Origin of the sequence: Citrobacter sp. Cf116 (genome assembly GCF_030336505.1) — a bacterium.
Classification (GTDB): domain Bacteria; phylum Pseudomonadota; class Gammaproteobacteria; order Enterobacterales; family Enterobacteriaceae; genus Citrobacter; species Citrobacter freundii.
Map to the genome: position 1 here is coordinate 235,017 of NZ_JAOWEQ010000034.1, position 19,369 is coordinate 254,385.

Annotated in this window: 8 protein-coding genes; 5 read left to right on the plus strand and 3 right to left on the minus strand. The window is 51.5% G+C overall.

What is annotated here, in order from left to right; genetic code table 11:
* Positions 1 to 12: 12 nt before the first annotated feature.
* A complete protein-coding gene (locus OGV74_RS06610; RefSeq protein WP_228099671.1) occupies positions 13 to 2,022 on the minus strand; it encodes a sensor domain-containing phosphodiesterase in 2,010 nt (669 codons plus the stop codon).
* Between the two features lie 829 nt (positions 2,023 to 2,851).
* Between OGV74_RS06610 and OGV74_RS06615 the strand changes: the two genes are divergently transcribed.
* The 5 genes from OGV74_RS06615 to OGV74_RS06635 are packed head-to-tail and all read left to right on the plus strand — an operon-like array spanning position 2,852 to position 9,485.
* Entirely contained in the window at positions 2,852 to 5,044 is a 2,193-nt protein-coding gene (locus OGV74_RS06615) for a putative bifunctional diguanylate cyclase/phosphodiesterase (protein WP_086504488.1), read from the plus strand.
* On the plus strand, positions 5,037 to 5,969 hold the full coding sequence (locus OGV74_RS06620; protein ID WP_086504489.1) for an amino acid ABC transporter substrate-binding protein: 933 nt from the start codon (positions 5,037 to 5,039) through the stop codon (positions 5,967 to 5,969). Before OGV74_RS06615 ends, OGV74_RS06620 begins: the two co-directional genes overlap by 8 nt.
* A 16-nt stretch (positions 5,970 to 5,985) precedes the next feature.
* A complete protein-coding gene (locus OGV74_RS06625) occupies positions 5,986 to 6,846 on the plus strand; it encodes a transporter substrate-binding domain-containing protein (protein ID WP_234400778.1) in 861 nt (286 codons plus the stop codon).
* A 2-nt stretch (positions 6,847 to 6,848) separates the two neighbouring features.
* A complete protein-coding gene (lapG, locus tag OGV74_RS06630) occupies positions 6,849 to 7,541 on the plus strand; it encodes a cysteine protease LapG (RefSeq protein WP_407712526.1) in 693 nt (230 codons plus the stop codon).
* Positions 7,542 to 7,550: 9 nt separating this feature from the next.
* Positions 7,551 to 9,485, plus strand: a complete 1,935-nt coding sequence (locus OGV74_RS06635) for a bifunctional diguanylate cyclase/phosphodiesterase (RefSeq protein ID WP_086504492.1) — start codon at positions 7,551 to 7,553, stop codon at positions 9,483 to 9,485.
* Between the two features lie 83 nt (positions 9,486 to 9,568).
* Here OGV74_RS06635 and OGV74_RS06640 read toward each other — a convergent pair whose 3' ends face one another.
* A complete protein-coding gene (locus OGV74_RS06640) occupies positions 9,569 to 9,829 on the minus strand; it encodes a hypothetical protein (protein WP_071696678.1) in 261 nt (86 codons plus the stop codon).
* Between the two features lie 58 nt (positions 9,830 to 9,887).
* Complete coding sequence (locus OGV74_RS06645; RefSeq protein WP_286520572.1) at positions 9,888 to 19,325, minus strand: retention module-containing protein; 9,438 nt, start codon at positions 19,323 to 19,325, stop codon at positions 9,888 to 9,890.
* Positions 19,326 to 19,369: the final 44 nt, after the last annotated feature.

A 19,369-nucleotide genomic window follows, 5' to 3' on the forward strand; every position in this document is an offset into this window, starting at 1 on the left:
CCTGAGAAGAAATTACTTTTTTGGTCGTAAGGTGTTCGTACGATGCGTTTCCAGCGTGATCAGCGGCATAGGCTTGCCAATGTGATATCCCTGTAACCACCCCACATCCATTTTTTCCAGGCACGCCTGAATCGTGGCGTTTTCAACAAATTCAGCGACGACTTGCATATTTTTCATTTCGGCAACGCGACAGAATGACTCGACGATGTAGTAGCTGATTTCACTTTCGGTGATCCGTCGAATAAAAGAGCCATCTATTTTCAGGATATCGGCTTCGATATTCATCAAACGTGCATGGCTGGCAAACCCAGTACCAAAATCATCAATCGCCACCCGGCACCCCAACTGGCGGATTAAACGCAGGGTTTCAACAGTTTGTTCTTTATCTGAAAGCGTATCGGCTTCCGTTATCTCAAAAATAATCCGCTGCGGTTCCACAGCGTAGTCGTGCAGAAGCTGGGTTATCTGCGTGACAATATTTGATCGACATACCGTCACTGGCGCAAGGTTAATGGAAAAACAGTGCTGCGGATGGTTACACATAAATTTCAGGGTGTTTTCGATAACCCACAGATCGATATCCGGCGCCAGCCCCGCATCATGCGCAACCGGCAGGAAACTGTTCGGTGGAATGAATTCCCCCCGCTCGTTAAGCATACGGATCAATATCTCATGATACGGTTCTTCACCGTTGGTACTGACTATCGGCTGGGCCATCAGGACAAACGCATTGTTATCCAAAGCATTTTGCAAAGCGGTACGGATTTCTGTTTTATCAACAATGTGATTGCCGAGGATCCGGCTGTGCTGCGCTTCGAGGTTTTCCGGTCTGCCGTTGGTCAGTGATAACCCCGCAACCATGCCGAGTTTACCCACCAGCTGGTAGACATCATCGCTAACATCGTTAATCAGGCAGTAGCCCAAGCCGCTGCGAAAACCCAGCCGATGGTTGTTATAAAACAGGCGGAAACTGTTGGCGGCTTGGTATAAGTCGCATAACCGCTCCCAGGTGCTATTTTCGAGTCGGATAAGCAGATCGTAGCCCGCGTGGTAATAGACCTTTTCGCTTTTGACGAGGTGCCTTTGGAGGTGCTCCGCAAGAATTTTCTGGTAGCGGGCGCGAAAATGAAAACCATAGCGACGCGAAAATAGCTCAAGCTCGGGGATCTGTATCAGGCACACGGTCGCGCGTTCAGTGGTAAACAACTCCGTCTTCAGCGCGCGCAGGTTCGCCATGCCCGTCATCGGGTCAGTCAGCCCCAGCAATAGAACCTGGTTAAACCGTTGGCGGGTAAATTTTGCCAGCGCCCCCATGATCACAATGGTGAGGGAAAAAACAAAGATCAGCGTTGAAACCAGCGCCTGATGCAGCATGAAGTTAATGTCGCTGGCGATATAGCTGTCGTTATGCTTACCTAAAATAATCAGTACGACCGTCCACACCAGCATGGTAAACGAGTGACCAATCTTGATCGCCCCCCACAACATCAATGGAAACAGCAGGATCAGGCTATAGAAAGAGAAAAAGATATTTGGATTATGCGGCGACGTTAAACAAAACATCAGTAAAATCAGTAGGACACACCAAAAGCCAATGCCACAGGCACTGATATTGCCTTTACACTGAAAGGCAATCGCCTTGATAAAGGTAAAGAGGTAAGACGGTCGACGAATGATGCGATAAATCTTGTAGATAAAGGGAATGCCCGTCAGACAGCCGTTGATGATCCCCTGAATACGCACCAGCATTTCCAGACTCATCACCGGAATGCTATCCACATCCGGGCGATGGCCGTGTGCGACGAACAGCGCAAATATTCTGCTCAACACCAGATACAGCAATATGTTGAAGCCGCATAGCCAGATCAGACGATTCAGGCTAATTTTTATACGACCAAAACTGGCGCAACTGCGTCTTCCCGTCGCCTGGCGGTAAATAGCGTAGCTTAAGGTCGAAGCCATAATCAGGCACAACGCTTCCACTCGTTCGCTTTGTGGACCGACCGCAAACATGAGCGCCATGAATAGCATGAATCCCGGCAATACCCGAAAACCAAACAGGACTAAGGCAGCGGAAAATACGGCGAGTTTGAGATCGTAAACTGTTAAAATATTATTATTGAAAATACAGTAACCGTTAAGATATTGTGCCAGTGGGTAAAAAAGGCCCGGTAAAACAAGTGGCAGACACCATTTCCGAATGTTTTTTGCAGTATATGTATTTATTATCGCGTCCAAACCAATTTATCCGTCATGCACTATACCAATAGGACTTTAATCCAGACTCGAATGTCACAAACAAATCCTTTTGGGTCAGTCGATGAACCATAACAAAATTGTCAACATTGACCGCGCACTGAGAAAATAAAATAATGTTCTATATTGAAGCGAGCATCTTAGGCAGTTCACATCAGGAAATAAACACCCACGTATAGACAAAAATGGACATCTCGTCGAGATAAAATCATTCGGATACGCGATAAGAGAAAAGCTAATTCATTGATGCTGCGTAAAAAAACAAAATTACCTATCGTGATTTCCCAACACCTCCAACCAGTACGCACAAAAAGCATTCTCAGACGGCGTTAATGTCAACTTTAATAGCGTACGCTGCACCTGATGAAAAATGTATTTTTATGTGCAATTTTGCCTGTTGACGAAAAGAACTGCACTATCTATATTCGCATACCGTTATTTTTGTCATTACTCTGCATGGTTCAATGTTAGCTATTTGTTACGTCGTTGCATTTCATATCTTTCATCTACTTATTTGTAGCAGCGGTATTCCATTAAGTAATAACAAAAATTAAATTCAGCAATGAGCACTCTTTTTCAGGAATTAGCATAATCCGTGGCAAAATCTCTGTTTTCCCTTAAAGCAATAAAAGGGTGGCAACATTCAATCACTGGCAAAATAACGCAATTTTTGCTGACAGGTATCATTATTGCTTTTAGCGCTGGCGCCTTTACCAACTGGAGCCTGATAGACAACTTTTCTTATCAGCAGTGGGTGCAACGGGCTGAGGCGAATGCACAGATTATGACCTACATCATCCGTAGCGTGTATACCACCGTTTCGGTTGAAACCAGCGATACCGGGCAGATATCCCGCATCGTATCCGACAGACAGATCGGCGACGCCGACTCCATTATGCAAACCGGTTATAACCCGGTCGATGTCCTGGCACTGGCATCAGTCCAGACCCATAACCCCACCTGGCTGTTTCTCTATACACCCGAGAAAGGATTTATTGGCATCAACAACAGGTCAGAAGATGGCGAAGGAGTCATCACCTTTTCCGGTCGCCTGCCGCGCGATGTGCTGGTCAACTACTATGTTGGCTTCGCCCAGATTAACGGCGAAGAGTGCTTTATCAGCGCCATACCTATTTTGACGCCTTCCGGTGAGATCCTCGGGAGCCTGATAAGCAGCATCGGTAAAAAAAGCGAGTTATACGCAACCTACGATGCGATGCTAAAAAAGAGCAGCATCATTTTTGTCCTGATTTTACTGGTGACGCTGGCACTGGTAACGATGTTTATGCGCAGATTATTCCGCCCGGTTCCGCTGCTGATTAACTCTCTCACCCGCATCGCCCATGAAGAGACGGACTGTATTACCCCCTACCTTGACCAGGATGATGAGATTGGACATCTGGCGGGGGCGATTGAAAAATTGCGCGTCGCCATGGAAGAGCGCGGCTATCTGCAACGCATGCATGAAATGTCGCAAAAAATGGAGCATATGGCCCACCACGATTCGCTGACCGGATTACCCAACCGCGTTTCGTTTGGCCAGGCGTTAGATAAGCGCGTGAATGAACTTCATCAGGAAGAAAAATCGTTCAACCTGCTGCTGATTGACCTCGACAACTTCAAACCGGTGAACGACACCTTCGGCCATAAGGCGGGCGATGAACTGCTCATTAGCGTTGCTCAGCGTCTGCAGCTCTTGCTGGGACCCAATGATATCGCCGCGCGCCTGGGTGGTGATGAATTCGCCATCCTGCAACATGTCAGCGACAACGCCATCAGGGAGGCGAATCGTCTGGCGAAACGTATCATCCGCGCGCTGAGTACCCCGTTTACCTGGAGTACCCATACTTTTTCGATCAGCTGTAGCATCGGTATTACTACCGCCCCCTGGCAGGGCAATAATACCTCGACGTTGATGATCAATGCCGACCTTGCCATGTACGCGTCAAAACATCATGGTCGCGGTTGCTTCCATTTCTTCGAAGACGGCATGGTCATGAAGCAAACCCACAGCCTGTTTATTAATCAGGAAATCATTGATGGTATTGATAACAAAGAGTTCGAACTTCATTACCAGCCCATTATTAATCTGGATGATGAAAGCGTTTATGGCTATGAATCGCTGATCCGCTGGAATCACCCCACCAAGGGCCTGATTTACCCCGATTATTTTATCAGCATCGCCGAGAGTTCCGGTCTGATTGTCCGCTTAGGCGAATGGATTATTCGTCAGTCCTGTGAAGCCGCCGCCAAATGGCCGGAGCGCATCAGGATTGCCGTGAATATATCCGCCTACCAGTTGCACAGCCCGGGGCTGGTTGACGTTATCAAAGATGCGTTACGCATCAGCCAGCTTTCAGCCGGACGCCTTGAAATAGAAATTACAGAATCCGAGAAACTGGATAAGTCGATTGCGTTACCCGTACTGCAAGAGATCCGCGCTCTGGGTATCGAAATCGCGATGGACGATTTGGGCACCGGCTACGCGGCTCTGGATTACCTGCTGATCTACCCTTTCACGCGCATCAAGATCGCGCGCACACTGGTCGACAAGCTGCAGCAAGATAATGCCAGCCAGTATTTGATTGTGATGCTGATCCAGTTTGCCCATAAGTACGAGATGTCGGTTACCGCCGAAGGGGTGGAGACCGCGCAGCAACGCGACATTCTGCGCGATACTGGGTGCCAGAATGTCCAGGGCTATTTCTTTAGCTACCCACTTCGCGAGCGTGAGGTACTTTCCGCGTTTACCGAAGAGGTCATTGATGAAGGGCTTTGCAATGTCTGACATCCTTCGCCTGGCCTGGCGCATGCTGGTGGGGATTTTCCTGCTGATGGTATTGGAGATGCCGTGCATGGCGAGCACTCCGCAGCAACTGCACACGCTGGAGCAGATCGCCAGTAAGAAAACCATCACCCTCGGTTATCAGGATGATGCATTTCCATTCTCCTGGCAGAACGGAAACGCCCCCGCAGGCTACTCCATTGATATTTGCAACAGTATCGTTAGCGCGCTCAAAACAAAACTTCAGCTCAAAAACCTGAAAATCGAGTGGGTAAAAACCAATTCGGCATCGCAGTTTGTGCTGATTAAAAATCACATGGCAGACATCATGTGTATCCCGGCCTTTTATTCAAAAAACCGCCACAGCATTAGCGAGTTCTCGCTGCCGTTTTATTTTTCCAGCACTCGCTTTGTGATGCGAAAAAATGAAAGCAACAACAACCTGGCGCAACTTTCCGGGCACAGCGTGCTGGTAAAAAGCGGGACAATTTACGTTGAGCAGTTGCAAAAAGTGAATGTCGCCAATGACCTGGATATTAACATCCAGCTCGACACGAATAATATTACGGCCTTTAATGAACTGAAAAATGGCGAATATTATGCGCTCATTTCCAGCACGGTTTTGCTCAAAGGGATGATTGCGCAAACGGCAAACCCTGAAGACTATGAACTTTCCGACATTGCGCTTAGCGCACCGCTGCCAGCAGGCTTGTTACTCCCGTTACACGATAAAGAATTTAAAGCGTTTGTTGACGGTGCAATCTCCTCGCTGATGACCAGCAACGAATTTACTGCGCTGTATAACAAATGGTTTCAGTCGCCGATTCCGTCGAAAGCCATTAATTTGAACATTCCTATGTCAGATAACCTGAAAGCACTAACGGCTGCTAAAAAGAAGATCAGTTTTGATTATGAAAAATATAATTAATCGAGGGACGACAAGGGTGAAACGCACGGTGCAATGGCTTATTTTACTGGCAGGCATCATCATCTCCCCCACGCTGATGGCGCAGCAGAATGCCGCAACGCTCGACCATATTCAGAACAGCAGCGTGCTAAACGTGGGTTATCGACAGCTGCCGCCGTTCTCATTTACCGACAGCAATGGCAAGGTCACGGGGTATACCATCGCGGTATGTAAGATGATTGCCGATAAGTTACGCCTGTACCTGAAGCTCAACAGCTTAACCATTAATTATATTCCTGTGAACTTTGGCGAACGGTTCGCCGCATTAAGCTCACATAAAATAGATATGGACTGCAGCGTTAATACCAATGCGCCAGAGCGGATGTCCAGCGTGTCATTTTCTACCGACTATTACGTTGCCAAAATGCGCATCATCTCTTTACGTAAAAATAACATCCATTCGCTTGCCGATCTCAAGGGGCGCACGGTAAGCCTGACCGGAAGCTCAAAAGATTTGCTGGAATTCAATAAAACGAACAGAGAGCAACATCTTAATATTTCGATAATTACCGCCCCGACTATCCACGGCGCATTTAATAAAATGGCGCATAATGAATCCGCCGCTTTTTTTGTCGATGATATTCTGGCCTGGCCGCTTATCAGCCATAGCGAACAACCTGAATTATTTAGCGTGTCTAGCGAGAGCATCGGCAACGATATGCATTATGGCATTATGATGAGGAAAAACGATCCGCAGTTTGTGACGTTTGTTAACAGTACGCTGAAAGATATATTTGCCTCGCCGGTCAACGCGCAACTACGCAACAAGTGGCTGTCTCCGTGGTCCTGCGAGAAGTTGAAAAACCCATCACCAGGCAGCTGTCAAAATAACAATTGAATATTATCAGCCGCTGTTTACGCCGCCGCCTGCTTCGCCTGTGGAAAATCCCCGGGGCGTTGCTGTTATTGCTATCGATCCATTCCCTGCGCGCGGCCTGGGATTTTGCCAATATTTTGCAGAAGTCCGATGCGCTTTACGGCCCTTCCACCCCAGAAGCGCAACAGCGGATCAACGCCTGGCAACAACTTCTGATCCAGTTGCACAAAGCCGACGAGCAAATGCAATTACGCGCCGTAAATCAATTCTTTAACGATAAGATCCGCTATGCCGAAGATATTGATGTCTGGCATAACGTGGATTACTGGGCCACCCCCATTGAGTCGTTACGCAAAGGCGAGGCGGATTGTGAGGATTACGCAATCGCCAAATATTTCACCCTCCGCCAGTTAGGCGTCTCCGAAGACAAACTGCGCATCACCTACGTCAAGGCTCTGCGCTATAACCGGGCGCATATGGTGCTGACCTGGTATGCCACGCCTGAAGCGATCCCTCTGGTGCTCGATAGCCTGACGAGCACCATTTCACCTGCAACGCAGCGTATGGATTTATTACCTGTTTACTCCTTTAACAACAATGGCCTATGGCTTCCGGGCAACCAGAACAATCAACGTGTTGGAGACAGCAAGAGACTTTCTCGCTGGCAGCAAGTTTTCACCAAAATGCGGGAAGAGGGCTTCCCGATGGATAAATAGGAATCACCTGTGTCTCTTTTTAAACAGTTACTCCTGGCAATCTCTCTCTTTATGATGGTTGTGTTTAGCGGCAATTTTATTGTGACGCTGAAGAGTTCTCGCAATCAATCCAATAACCAACTCCTTTCGCATGCCCAGGATGCGGCAACCGCGCTGGGCGTTTCGTTGACGCCCAATGTCAACGACCCGGCGATGATCGAGCTCATGGTCAGCTCCATTTTCGATAGCGGCTACTACAAAAAGATTCGTATCGTTAATCTGGAAAACGGCAAGATTATGCTTGAGCGTAGCGCGACGGCGTCCATTCCTGATGTCCCCGGTTGGTTTGTTGATCTGGTGGATGTCACCCCGCAAACCGGCGATGCGACGATTATGCGCGGCTGGAAGCAAGCAGCGCGCGTGGAAGTCACCAGCGATCCTCTCTTTGCGGTACAGCGCCTGTGGGACAACACATTAGGTAATCTATTGTGGATGCTGTCATGCAGCTTCGCCTGCTTAATCGCTGGCATTCTGCTGCTGCGTAAGCTCCTGCGCCCGCTCAATTATCTGGCAAAGCAGTCGGAAGCCATTACCCGCCGCGAGTTTCTGACGCTACAAGAGCTGCCCAAAACGCCGGAATTACGCCGGGTGGTTGGCGCGATGAATTTGATGGCTGCAAAGCTCAAGTCATTATTTGAAGAGCAAGCCGTCAACAGCGAACGTCTGCATAATGAAGCTTATCTCGACAGCCAGACCGGTGTTGCCAATCGTCGGGCGTTTGATATGCAACTTCAGGTGCGACTGAGCGATGCCGATACGGCGCCGGGATACCTGATGTTGCTCCGCGTTCAGGATTTAGGTGGCCTGAATCAGCGTTTCGGCGGACCGCATACTGATAAGCTGCTGCTCAACATCGCTAACCTGCTAAACGCGCACAGAGAAAAATATGCGTCTCTCGACAGCACGCTCGCCCGCATTCGCGGCGGAGAATTCGCCCTGCTCTGTCCTGGCGTTACGCACGATGAAATGCTGGATATGTGCAACTCACTGAGCCAGAAACTCACGGCCTTTTACGCCACCGGAATGTCAGACCAACAACCGGTCGCCTATACCAGCATGGTGCCATTTAGCGCCGGAGATAACGCGCAATCATTGCTGATTCAGGCCGATCGCCTGCTGGTGGAAGCAGAAACACATACCGACCACCAGGTGGGGCCTGGCACAGAGTTACCAGCAGCTACTGAAGACCAGCATTTGTGGTTTGTTCGTCTGGAGCATGCGCTGGAAAATCAGCAGTTCCAGTTGGTTTATCAACCTGTGGTGGATTGCCGCCAGCCGGAAAAAATCCTGCATTACAAGGTACTGTCGCGAATTATTGATGAGCAGGGCAACACCATTACCGCCGGGCGCTTCCTGCCGTGGATCCATCGCTTTGGTTGGAGCCATCGCCTTGATAAAGTAATGCTGAAGCTGACGCTGAACCAATTAAAAACCGCGCCGGGAAAATTAGCGCTGAGTATTTCTGGCAGTTCTGTCGCCAGCGCGGTCACCATTTCTGATCTGCTCCATCCGCTACGGTATTCACAGCGATTAGCCAGCCAGTTGATTCTGGAACTGGATGAAAACCAACTGCCTGTGCCACATCAAATGGCGGTGTTTGTGAAAGCCGTAAGCCAGCATCGTTGCGCGCTGGGTCTGCAACACTTTGGCAGCCGTTTCGATATGATCGGTCATCTGTCACAGTGGGGGCTTGCTTACCTGAAAATAGACAGCAGCTATATCCGCAACATTGATAAAGAAAACGATAAACGTTTATTTATTGAAGTGTTATGCAACGCCACGCGCAATATTGACTTACCGCTAATTGCCGAACGCGTTGAAACGGAAGGCGAACTTAAGGTGCTGCGGGAGTTAGGTGTCGATGGCGCAATGGGTCAACTATTAGGTGAACCCGCGCCGCTGTGATAAACGCAGGAAGCCTTGATACGCTTGTATGTTGCCGGATGGCGCTTCGCTTATCCGGCCAGGAAACTGACTGCCTGCGTCAGCTAAAAAATACTGTCATCGCCACCGAGCAGTTGTTCTAACCCGCCAAGCTCCTGACGTGCGTTTGCACGATTCATTAATTTAACCTGCGCCATCGGCGGTAGATCGGTAATGGCGATCACGCCTTTGCGGATTAGCAGGTAAATCAGATCATCGAGTACACGCACCATCTCCAGATCGCTTTTTTGCAGCATGGCTAAAGGCTGCTGCGGGTCATTTTCGCAGCTTTTGCCGCTCTCTTCGTTTGGTGGAACAGAATTCATATTGTTGCCTTATCGATGAGATGCCACTGCCCTGTTGACACAGGGCAGTGAACATACGCTAGTGATTGTGATTTTGCTCAGGTTTAGCTATCAGGTGATCCAGCGAATAGGACGGAGAATGTAAATCTCCGCTCACCGGGGTAGAAAGCGCAAGAGCCATCCCGTGTGCGGCCTTCGCCGGGCTGGCGATAAACTGGTGATCGCCGCCGCTTTGAATGTACTTCGCAATATCGACGCCTTCGTGCAGTTCTCGCGCCAGATCGCTGAGATCGACCTTAGCGAGAATGCTCTGCGCTTTATCGTCAGCACTCAATGCGCCCACCGTCTGGCCGTGCGCGGTTGCCGCAGGCGCGTAAGACAGAGACAACGTGCTGTCATCAAACAGGTTGTGCAGTGCCTGTTGAAAAGCAGCATGTTGCCCCTTATCTGCCGTGTGCCCTTTGTGTGAAAGCGGATCGTCCATCATGACATCAACCTGCTGCCCATATAGCGCCACGTTGCCGTGATTATCATGCGCTTCAATGCTCACCATGACCCTGTTATGACCGCCATGAAATTCAGAAACGTTCGCAGCAATGTCGTAGCGCAGCTCGTTATTGTCCAGATACACCACCACATCGTGATCATGGCCGTTAACCAGCGCGTTGATATGATCGCCAGCGTGCACATCACCTGTCACGCTGCCGGTGATGTGCATAATGCCGGACTGCGATTCGGCCGCGGATATATGGTTATCCCCGGTTATCTTGTCCACCACGATGCTGGCATCGGTATGCGTATCAAGCACCACATTTTTATGATTCGTCACCTCCAGCGTATTTCCGGCGTCATCGTGTAACGTCGTTTTCACCTCAACGTTATTGTTGCCTTCATGCAGGTACGTGCCCGGAACCGCAATCTGATAATCCCTGGAGGTGCCGGGGATCAGTGTGGCCACCGCGTCGTGACCATTGATGCTGACCGTGACAACGTCCGTCGGATGTGCGTCCCCTGAAACCGTAAAGCGGATCAACGTGTCCGACTGCGATTCTTGCAGGTTCACGGTGTTGTCGCCTGCGATACTGTCATGGATGGTAATCGCGCCGTTGGCGTGCTCATCAACCGAGTAAGTATGCGTGGACTGTGCCGTGAATGAATTCCCAGGCGCATCATGCCCGGTAAGCTCAACCTTGATTGACGTGTTGGCGCGCAGAGTGGCTGAATCCACAGCGATCTGATATCCCAGATCACCGTTGTTCAGCTTAGTCACGTTGCCATGAAACGTATGCCCGCCAATGGTTAAGTTGATCGGATCATTAACCTGCGCATCGCCGCCCACAAGACCCGTGATCGTGACGTTCGGCCCCGACAGTTCCTGATGGTTCAGAATGTTGTCAGCGCTGACGTCATCAATCCCCACGGTTCCAGAAGCCAGGCGATCGACAGTAATCGTCTTGTCAGTATCAATCTGCTGGCGGTTACCGGCATCATCATGCGCCACGACGCGGGCGGTAATGTGCTGGTCATGCACCAAATCAACCGTACTGGCTTCAACACTGAATACCTTGTCACTGCCGTTGGCCCTGACTTTAGCCACCAGTTCTTTACCGTTCACGGTGACGGTAACCTGATCGCCAACCTCAACGTCGCCGGTCACGTGGCCAGTGATGGTCGTGGTTGCTTTCCCGGCTTCATCATTGTTCAACACATCGTCCCCGGACACCGGATCCAGAACGAGCATCGCATCCGCATGGGTATCAATCGTCACAGTTTTGTCGTTGACCGCCGTTTGGCTATTGCCCGCTGCATCATGCCCCGTCACGCTGACATGAATCGTGGGATCCGCCTGAAGATCGGTGGTGCTGACAAACTGTTTATAGCCCAGTTGGCCGTTCATATGCGGTAATTCTATGACGGTAGCGTCGACCGTAACGCCATTAACGGTGATCTGCACCGTATCGCCTTTGTGAACATCACCCGAAACGGTACCGCTAATCTCAACCTTACCGGCCTTGACCTCATCAGCATTAAGCGTGTTGTCACCGCCCACGGTGTTGATTGTCACGGTTCCCGTTGCCGTGGTATCCACAGCAAATGTTTGGGTAAAGGTAGCGTCCTGCACGTTGCCGTGAACGTCATGGCCGGTTACCGAGGCCTCAATGGAACGATCGGCCAGCAGATCCGCCGTGTTCACATCAACAACGTAGTGATTGTTCGCATCGATAACCGCGGTATACGTTTGACCATTCACCATCAGCGTCACGCTTTCGCCAGGGTGTACATCACCCGAAACTGTCCCGCTCACCGCGATCGTCGGTTGCAATGTTTCCTGAGCATTCAGTACGTTATCGGCGGTGATTTTATCAATCGACACACTCGCATCGGCCTTGAGGTCGACATCGACATGGCGGTTTGTCGAATCCGTCCCTGGATTGCCAGCCACATCGCTGGCGGCTACCGTCGCGACAATGTCCGGGTTGCTACGCAGGTCGTTGATACTGACATCCTGCGACCAGACCCACTGACCGTGATCCGCATGCACCACGGCAGTTAACGTATTGCCGTTCACCTGCAAAGTCACCACGCTGCCGTCGTGGATCCCATCACCGCTGACCGTACCGCGTACCGTCGTTACGCCGGTTTTCGCTTCCTGACCATTGATAACGTCATCACCCGCGATCTTATCCATCGTGATATGAACAGGATTATCGGTGTCGACGGCGATCGTTTTCGTTTCCTTCGCCGTGTCGCTACCCGCTGAATTGTGTACGGTAATTGATACATCAAACGTCGGATGCGCCGTCAGCACATCCGTTGGGACATTCACCTGATAGCCCAGCAATCCCGCAATCGCAATCGCTTTGCCGTGATAGGGAATGTTGTTAATAGTGACGATGACGTCATCACCAACATGCGCATCCCCGCTAACCAGGCCACGTATTGGCGTGGTATTTTTTTGCGCCTCCTGCTGATTAAGAATGTCGTCACCCGCCACCTTATCAACAGTGAGATGGACATGAGGCTGCGGTGGTTGCGTCGTTCCCATACCGGTGGTTGGGGTGGTGACGACCGGCGGTGTACCGAATCCGTAAGGCGTATTGCCGATTACGGCCATATGGTGCATCCAGGGCAGATTAATAAATTTATGCTCTGCCGCCGTCGCCGTGTTGCCATGATTATCATGAGTGGTGATAGACACCACAATATTGCCATCGTTATCGAATTTATCGGAGCTGATATTGGCCTGATAGCCCAGTTTACCGTCAGGTAATTTTGTTACCTGAGTGGTTATAACGACGCCATGCCCCACCGTAATGGTCACCGTGTCGCCAAAAACCGCATCGGGATCGACATGCCCGGTGACGGAGATAAAGTCAGGCCGCCAACCCGGCTGTAAATCATTCGCAACGGTTTGGCCGGGCACCAGTCCGCTGGAAGCAGTGTCAATGGTAATCCCCGCATCAGCAACGGTATCAATCACCACCGGCAGGCTATCTTGCCCATTCGCGACGTTGCCTGCCGCATCGGTTGCCGAGACCTTCGCCTGAATATTCGGGTCCATGAGCAGATCCAGCGTTGAGACCTCGGTGCTGAACACATGCTGACCATGGTCATCCCGTACCTGCGCGTAGTAGGTTTGATTGTTGATGGTGAGTGTGACCAGATCGCCAACCTGCACATCGCCGCCAACGCTTCCGGTGACGGTGGTCAGCGGGTTATGCGCCTCTTTGCCGTTGATTACCGCGTCATGGTCGTCAGTCACCAGCGGATCAATATGGACGCTCGCCACGGCGCTATCGTCAATCGTTAGCGTACTCTTCGCCTCCGCCGTCGCGGTGTTGTCGTGAGGATCTGTCGTGGTAATTGTCGCCGTGATATGCGGATCGTTTTGCAGCCACTGGGTATCAACATCGATCGAATAGCCTAACGCGCCCCCCAAATGCGGCAATGGGATCACCTTAGCATCCACCAAATGACCACCGATGTTCAGATGTACCACATCGTTTATCCGGGCATCGCCGCCGACCGTGCCGCTGATGGTTGTTTTCGGCGCCTGTAATTCAACGCCGTTCAAAACATCATCGCCCGTTACGCGTTCGAGGGTAATCGTCGCAGCGGCGCTATCGTCCAGACTGACGTTATGATGCGCAACGAATTGCGCGTGGTTCTGCGCGCCGTCGGTGACATCCATGGAGACTTCAATATGCGGGCTGGCGAGCAGATCGGTCGTGTCGACCGAGATATGGTAGCCCATCTTATTGCCGCCAAGATCGTCAACAACGCCATGATAAATATGACCGTTGATCTTCATTAGCAGCGGGTCGCCAGGTTTAACCTCTCCGCTCACGGTGCCGCTAACGAGGGTATGGGGCTGATGCTGCTCAGCATAGTTAAGCGTGTTATCAAGCGTAACGTCGTCGACCGTAATCGCGGCAACCACCCGGGTATCGATGTTTACCGTAGCCTGGGCATTGGCCGTGGCCGGATTGCCTGCTGCATCGGTGGTGCTGACGGTTGCCGTTAAATGCGGGTCGGCCAGCAGATCGGCAGTGCTGACCTTGATGCTATAGACTAAATCACCATTGCCCTGAGCAAACACTTTCCCCGTCAGCACATGACCATTAACGGTCAGATACACCGTATCGTTGACATGCACATCGCCGCCGACTGTGCCGGTGACCAGGGTAAATTGCTGGAGAGACTCCGCCCCGTTGATCGTATTGTCACTGGTGACCGGGTCGATAGTGAGGGTTGCATCCGCCTTAAGATCAACCTGCAAATCCTTATCCGCCTGCCCATCCTGAGTATTGTCAGCCGTATCAACACCTGTGATATGCGCGGTAATATGCGGATCGGCGACGAGGTCGCTGGTCGGGACATCCAGTTTATAGCCCTTCGCGCCGTTATGTTCAGGTAAGCGCTGAACGGTGGTCTCGTAGGTTGTGCCGTTAACGGTCACTTCAACTTTGTCACCCACTTTCACATCGCCAGAGACCGTCCCCATGACTTCGGTGGTGGGCTTAACGGATTCTGCGCCATTAATCATATTGTCGCCCGCCACGGTATCGAGGGTAATCGAAGCCCTGGCATGGTTATCAATATGGACGTCACGGTCAATAGGGGTGATGACCTCATTACCCACCGCATCGTGCGAGGTGACCGTCGCCCTGACGTTCACATTTTTATCCTGGTTGCCCTGGTTGTTGCTGAATGCCGAAGAGTCGACCGGGATGTGATAACCCAGTTGGTTATTGCCAAGCGCAATGACCTTGCCGGTATAGATGCGCCCATTAATCTCCAGGGTGACCACATCGTCAACTTTCGCATCCCCCCCGACGGTACCGGTGATGATTTGCTGTGCCATATTCAGCTCAGAATGGTTCAGCACATTGTCGCTCGTCACCTTATCAACGGTGATGCTCGCCTCAGCGTGCAGATCGATATGCACAATTTGGTCATGCGTTGCCGTGTAGGGGTTGCCGTGATCGTCGACGGTTGAGATAGAGACATGAACTTTTTGATCGCTGCCATCAGGCAGTTTGTCGGTGCTGACCTCAATGCGGTAGCCCAGCGAGTGGTCAGGAAGTTCAATAACCGTACCCGAATAGGTTTTGCCGTTGAAGGTTAAAGTGACATCATCTCCGGGCTTCGCATCGCCGCCTACCGGCCCGGTGATAGTGGCGATATGCTGGTCGGATTCCACCTTGCTGATAATGTCATCCCCTGCAACGGTATCAATACCGATGGTGGAGTCGGCATGCAGATCCACGCCAACGCGACGATCTGCCGTCGCGGTGGTTTCATTACCATGGTCATCCCGGGTATGAATACTCGCGTGAATAACCGGATCGTTGACCAGATCCCTGGTGTTAACAGGAATACTGTAGCCGAGGCCGCCGTTCGCCAGCGTCACCACCTCCCCCGAATAGTGCTGACCATTAATCACCAGCTCGACAGTATTGTGTGCCTTCGCATCGCCGCTGACCGAGCCGCTGATGGTCGTCTTGCCGTGGTTATCGGTAGATTCTTTAATATTGATAACGTTATCAGCCGTTACGCCATCAATGGTGATATGCGACTGGGTGTACATATCGCTGCTCACGGTCAAGGTAGCGTGATTTGTTATGCTGTTCCCCGCCGCGTCTCTGGAGGTTACCGAAACGGTCATCTCGGGGTGAGTCATCAGCATATGGGTATTGACCGGGAAACTATAGCCCAGACCGCCGCCGACCAGCGCGAGAACCACGCCCTGAATCACCGTACCGCCTTTCAGCTCCAGCGTAACGATATCCCCCGCTTTCGCATCCGCCCCACTGACGGCACCGGTAATTTGCGTAATACCGCCGTTTGCCGAAAACTCGTTGATATTGATAACGTTATCGCCAGCAACAGCGTCAATATGCACGCTGTTCTCAGCATAGTTATCGAGATGCACGCTGTGGGTATCGGTGGCAATCGCCAGGTTGCCCGCCGCATCGTGCGAGGTGACCGTGACCTTCACGTCCACGCTGGCGTCGACATTAAGGCTGTTACCGGCAAAGTCAGAAGTATTCACCGAAATACGGTAGCCCAGCGTGTTGTTGCCGAGATCGACTACCTGACCGTGATACTGATGGCCGTTAATCTCCACCAGCACCGGGTCGCCCGCTTTGGCGTCTTCCCCGCTCACCGTGCCGGAAATCACCTGGTTACGTGTGTACAGCTCACTACGATTCAGGGTGTTATCGCCGTCTACATCATTAATTGTCAGAGAGTTGTGCGCCTGGGTGTCCAGCGTGACGGTCCGGTGCTCAAGCGCGGTGACTTCATTGCCCGCCGCATCGTGGCTGACCAGCGTCACCACCACATCGTTTTTACCTTCCAGCAGCGTTCCTTTCGGTAATGCCACTTCGTAACGCATCTGGCCGTTATCATCGACCACCGTTCCGGCAAATTTAAGCCCCTGCACGCTAATGACAACGGCATCGCCCGCTTTCGCATCACCGCCCGCCACGCCGCTAATCAGCGTGGGCATACTGTTTTCAATGGCGTTGACCACATCATCATGTGCCACCGTTTCGACAGTGACAGCATTTTGGGCAACGTTGTCGAGATGCACGCTGTGGGTCCCGGTGGCGATCGCCATGTTGCCCGCCGCATCGTACGAGGTGACCGTGACCTTCACGTCCACATTACCGTCAATCGGTACGCTGTTGTTAGCAAAGTCTGAAGTGTCTACCGTGATACGGTAGCCCAGCGCGTTGTTGCCTAAATCGATAACCTCCCCGCGGTACTGGTGGCCGTTAATCTCCACCAGCACCGGGTCGCCCGCTTTGGCGTCTTCCCCGCTCACCGTGCCGGAAATCACCTGGTTACGTGTGTACAGCTCACTACGATTCAGGGTGTTATCGCCGTCTACATCATTAATTGTCAGAGAGTTGTGCGCCTGGGTGTCCAGCGTGACGGTCCGGTGCTCAAGCGCGGTGACTTCATTACCCGCCGCGTCGTGGCTGACCAGCGTCACCACCACATCGTTTTTACCTTCCAGCAGCGCCCCTTTCGGTAATGCCACTTCGTAACGCATCTGGCCGTTATCATCGACCACCGTTCCGGAAAAGGTCTGCCCCTGCACGCTGACGGTAACCGGATCGCCCGCTTTGGCATCACCGCTGGCGACGCCAGAAATGAGGGTCGGCATATGAAACTCATGGGCGTTGACCACATCATCCGTCGCTACCACGCCAATGTTGACCTGATTAGTCGCGAGATTATCAATGTGTACGCTGTGGGTATCGGTGGCAATCGCCTGGTTGCCCGCCGCATCGTGCGAGGTGACCGTGACCTTCACGTCCACATTACCGTCAATCGGTACGCTGTTGTTGGCAAAGTCTGAAGTGTCTACCGTGATACGGTAGCCCAGCGCGTTGTTGCCGAGATCGATAACCTCTCCGCGATACTGGTGGCCGTTAATCTCCACCAGCAGCGGGTCGCCCGCTTTAGCGTCTTCCCCGCTCACCGTGCCGGAAATCACCTGGTTACGCATATACAGCTCTACACGGTTCAGGGTGTTATCGTCGGTAACGTTGTCGATGGTCAAGGCGTTATGCGCCTGGGTGTCCAGTACCACAGTGCGGTGCGTAATTGCAGTAGCTTCATTGCCTACCGCGTCATGGCTGACCAGCGTCACCTGCACATCGTTTGCCCCTTCTTTGAGGGTTGCGGAAGGCACAACGATTTCATAGCGTAACTGGCCATGATCGTCGAAAACCGTGCCGTGAAACGCTTTGCCCTGAATGGTCAACGTAACCGGATCACCTGCTTTGGCATCACCGCTGGCAACGCCAGAAATAATGGTCGGCATACGAAACTCATTAGCGTTTACGACATCATCATTCGCCACCATTTCAATGGTCACGGCATTTTGCGCATACAGATCGTTATCGACATGATGATCCGTGGAAACAATGGTGGTGTTTCCTGCGTCGTCAGTAGAGGTTAATGTGGCGTGAATGCTCGGGTCATTCAGTAATCCCTGGGTCAGTACCGGAATGGTATAAGTCAGAGTCCCATTACCTGGATCGGTGACAAAGCTGGTATATTCGTTACCATCAACCAATAAAGTGACGATATCGCCGGGTTTAGCATCGCCGCCGACCATCCCGTGGATCAGGGTTTGCGGCTGACGTGACTCTTCGTAGTTAATGAGGTTATCCGGCGTGACGTTTTCAACGCTAATACTGATATTTGGCCCGGTAATATCAATCAGCGCATGGTCAACACTTTCAGCCGTTCGTCCCGTCACATCGGTCGCGATGGCCACCACTGTTACATTTCCCGGAACCAGTCCCCCCAGATCAGTCTCAATATTCCAGTGCCCGTTGCTCACCGGAACAGTAACGGTAAATGTGTTTTTTTGGCTATCGGTGAAGGTGAGTGTGATGTGATTTTGATTACTGGTGCCGCTTAAATGGGTCTGGTGGAATTCATTTTTGTTAATGAAACCGTCGTTGCCGGCAAACTCGGTAATTTGCACCTCAGGCGGGAAAACACTCGCGGAACCGGCATCAATCCCCCCAATTGGCAAGTTGATATCCCAGTTCGGGCTTCCCAGACCTTTGGTGTTAAAACCTGCAGTCGGATCAACCACCTGTCCGGTTAATTCAAGCTGAACCAGAGTATGACCACCGCCGCCACCTTCTAATGTTACCGGTGCTTCATTACCCGCCGCGGTGGCTTCCAGCACCTGCGTCGGGTCAGCACCATCGGCAATGGCCTTTTGTGCAGCAGCAATATCCTGAGCGCTACTTTCCTGATTATGACTGGCCCGTAGACCGTGCTCACCCCAATGGCTATTGCGGCCTATATCAAGCGTTTTTCCGTCTGGTAAAGAGATACTTACCGCGCCGCTGACTCCGGTTACAATTTCCTCACCGCTATATACCCTGTCGCCTTCATGAACCTGTCGTTGTGCGCCATTGGCATCAACAACGTAAACCTGTCCAATGATTGCTTTGATCACACCGAGTAATTTGCTCACCGTAACCTCACTTAATTACCATCATTATTTTTATAAACTCGTTA